3 protein-coding genes are annotated in these 3293 nt (G+C 40.8%); 2 read left to right on the top strand and 1 reads right to left on the bottom strand.

Going from position 1 to position 3293, the window contains the following annotated elements; all coding sequences use genetic code 11:
- Positions 1-1417 (bottom strand): MG2 domain-containing protein (locus tag NZ896_06635; protein ID MCS7117122.1); only part of this gene is annotated, 1417 nt, incomplete at its 3' end.
- A 179-nt stretch (positions 1418-1596) separates the two neighbouring features.
- Between NZ896_06635 and NZ896_06630 the strand changes: the two genes are divergently transcribed.
- Together NZ896_06630 and NZ896_06625 are read left to right on the top strand one after the other, a co-directional pair.
- Entirely contained in the window at positions 1597-1800 is a 204-nt protein-coding gene (locus tag NZ896_06630; protein MCS7117121.1) for a hypothetical protein, read from the top strand.
- Positions 1790-3208: an aspartyl/glutamyl-tRNA amidotransferase subunit A gene (locus NZ896_06625; GenBank protein MCS7117120.1), complete on the top strand. Its 1419-nt coding sequence runs from the start codon at positions 1790-1792 to the stop codon at positions 3206-3208. The genes NZ896_06630 and NZ896_06625 overlap by 11 nt, the downstream gene beginning before the upstream one ends.
- Positions 3209-3293 lie beyond the last annotated feature (85 nt).

The raw sequence follows: 3293 nt of genomic DNA, 5'->3' as shown, positions 1-3293 counted from the left end.
CTGTAGAGTTGATGGAGGGTCCTCTAGTAGGTGTTGGTGTTGGGGTTGGTGTTGGAGTGGGTGTTGGGGTTGGAGTAGGTGTTGGTGTGGGAGTAGGAGGTGGAGTAGGTGTAGGCGTGGGGGTAGGAGGTGAAATGACTTTTAATTCAATTCTATCGGTAGCTATAACCTTCTTATACGAAGCTGTAGCAGAAATTGTATAAGCTCCTACAGTAGCATCTTTCGGTAGTGTATAAGATATGGAGCTTTTACCAGTAGCATCGGTCAATGCGCTCTTATTCAACATCAGCTTACCTGTTGAATCTCTAATTAGGAATGTCACATCGACACCCTCCTTTGGTGAACCATCGACACTGACCCTGGCAATTATATCCACATCTTTGCCCAATTCGACGGTAGATGATGATAAGGCTACAACGATGATTACAGATGGTCTTATGACCCTGACCGAGAATGTGACATTATCTTTGCGAATGATACCTTTATATGATGTGGTAGCAAGTACTCTGTATATACCTTCTAACGCATCTTCTTTCAATTCGTAAGTATAGGAAGCCGTTCCACCCATATCGGTCTGAACACTCCTCGAGATAGTAGCGCCCTTAGGATCTATGATTGTAATATTGATCGTAACACCTGGTACAGGCCGATCACCCTCTTTCATTAATACTGTCAATTGTACGACCTCTTTTTCAGCCTCAAAAATCCCTCCATCTTGGCCCGTGCCACTACCTCCCTTTTGGGTATATAAATCGAGGATTACCGGAGCTGGCACAGGTGCAGTAAATTTGACTACTTTAGAGAAGGTCCGTTCATAATTTATCGATGTTACTCTAACGGTGTAATTTCCAGTAGGGAACCTATCATCTATCGTTGAAGGCCACCTTGTAACTGTAACACTATATTTACCTGTAGCATCCGCTTGAGTTTGAGCTAAAGCTATGAGAGCACCGAGGGGATTATAGAGCCGAATCGTTAAAACATCTCTAGCAGCACTCTCTCCAGATACTATAAGTGCATCATCAGAAGAATAACTCTCTTTATTGGTCTGTAAAGTGAAGACAAAGACTGTGAAGTATGTGCGACCCGTTGCAGTAGTATAACCTGCTTTACTCGCTCTTACACTCAATAAATATGAACCGCCTAGAGTATCTGCGGGTAGAGTGTAAGTATCTGTAAATAATCCATCATCTCCTGATGTTACCGATTTAACGTAGATGGGTCTGTTATTAGGATCTGTTATGTTAATAGCGATGGTTACACCCGGAACCCTATTGCCATCCTTATCAACGACCGAACCGGATATTACTATAGCCTCTCCTCTCGAGTAAAGGGTTTTGTTCGTTGAAACGTATACTGAGAGAGGTATCTGTGCATAAGATATTTCATTGAAATTTAACAATGAAGTTAATAGCAAGATGGTAACGATTGTATAAGATAAAAGGTTCTTATTCATCGCATAAATTTTAAAGATCTAGGTATTAAAATCTATCGTATTATAATGAAGGATCTTTATCGAATGATATGATTGGAAGATCGAGCTTAGACATCTAAAGGTTTTATAACATTTAGTGCTAATCTGATGAAGAGGTTAAAATGTACAAAGATTTAAAGGAATTTTTAAAGTACCTCGCTCTGGAGCGCTATAAGATAAAGATCGATGAGGCTATGCTTGAGCAGATCGCTTCCTCGTATGAAAGGTTGATAAATGAATTGAACGAGCTTCGTAACATAGAAGTATCGAATATCGAACCTCCCACATACTTTAGAGTAAGAGTGATGGAAGGAATTGAACGTTGATAAACTTACATCATTAACGGTAAGTGAGCTTTTAGATCTTATTCGTAGAGGGGAAGTTTCACCAACCGAATTGACTTCAGCGTACTTGGAGAGGATCGAAAGGCTGAACGGTCGACTCAATGCTTACATCACAGTATTGAAGGATGAAGCATTAAGGGCTGCTGAAGAGGTGGAGAGGAAGATCAAGCAAGGAGAGAAGTTAGGATCGTTGTGTGGAGTACCAATAGCGATTAAGGATATCTTAGATATGAAGAATATTCCTACGACCTGTGGCTCGAAGGTATTCGTTAATGAAATTGCGAGCTTCGATAGTACGGTGGTGGAGCGGTTAAAGGGCGCCGATGCAATAATCCTGGGTAAGCTCAACATGCATGAGATAGCCTATGGTCTGACCAATGAGAATCCTCACTATGGAGCTACAAGAAATCCTTGGGATGTTGAGCGAATATCTGGTGGATCGAGTGGCGGATCTGCTGTAGCGGTAGCTGGTGACCTCTGTGCAGCTTCATTAGGTACCGATACAGGCGGATCGATCAGAATACCGGCAGCGTTATGTGGCGTGGTCGGCTTGAAACCCACCTATGGTAGAGTGAGTAGATTTGGATGTAGAGCATTAAGTTGGTCACTAGATCACATTGGTACATTAACGAAATCGGTAAAGGATGTAGCTCTAATACTTCAAGTCATTGCAGGCTATGATTCGAAGGATCCTGTAACAGTCCATTCTACAACAGATTATGAGGATGCTTTTATAGAGGATATTAAAGGGATGAAAGTAGGTATTCCAAAAGACTTTTTCTTTGAAGATATCGATGAGGAAATCGAATATGCAATAGATAAAGCTGTAGAATTGATGAAAGAATTGGGCGCTTCTGTAGAAGAGGTCGAGGTACCTTATGCGAAGTATAGCCGAAGTATCGCTTTGATCATCATGGCATGTGAAGCAACATCATACTATGAAAAGATACTATTAACTCATGCGAATGAGTTCGGTCAAGATATTATAGCACGATTGATGTTAGGAAGATTATTCCATGCTATAGATTACTTAGATGCACAGAGGATAAGGAGCTTTCTCATCGATAAACTTGAACGATCTATGAAGGATGTTGACGTTTTGATTACACCAACAACCCCAATCACTGCCCCAAAGATTGGAGAGAGTACAATAAAGATACGTGGGAAGGTAACAGATGTTAGAACTCAATTGGCCCGATTCACGAGTATTTGGAATCTTGCGGGCTTTCCAGCATTATCGATACCATGCGGCTTTACTAATAACAATTTACCGATCGGGATGCAACTCATCGGCAAACCATTCGATGAGAAATCGATTCTACGCCTCGCATACGTTTATGAACAGAATACTACTTGGCATAGAAGAAGACCACCGCTTTCTTATTCATGAATTTAATGAATTAGGTTCTAATTATAATAACATTAGCATTTTTAACCGATCGTACCAACTTAAGCACATTTATGAATATTTCACT

It is taken from the genome of Nitrososphaerales archaeon (genome assembly GCA_025058425.1).
Taxonomy (GTDB): domain Archaea; phylum Thermoproteota; class Nitrososphaeria; order Nitrososphaerales; family JANXEG01; genus JANXEG01.
Note: the sequence above shows the minus strand (reverse complement) of the source record. Positions and strands in the feature narration are given on the sequence as shown.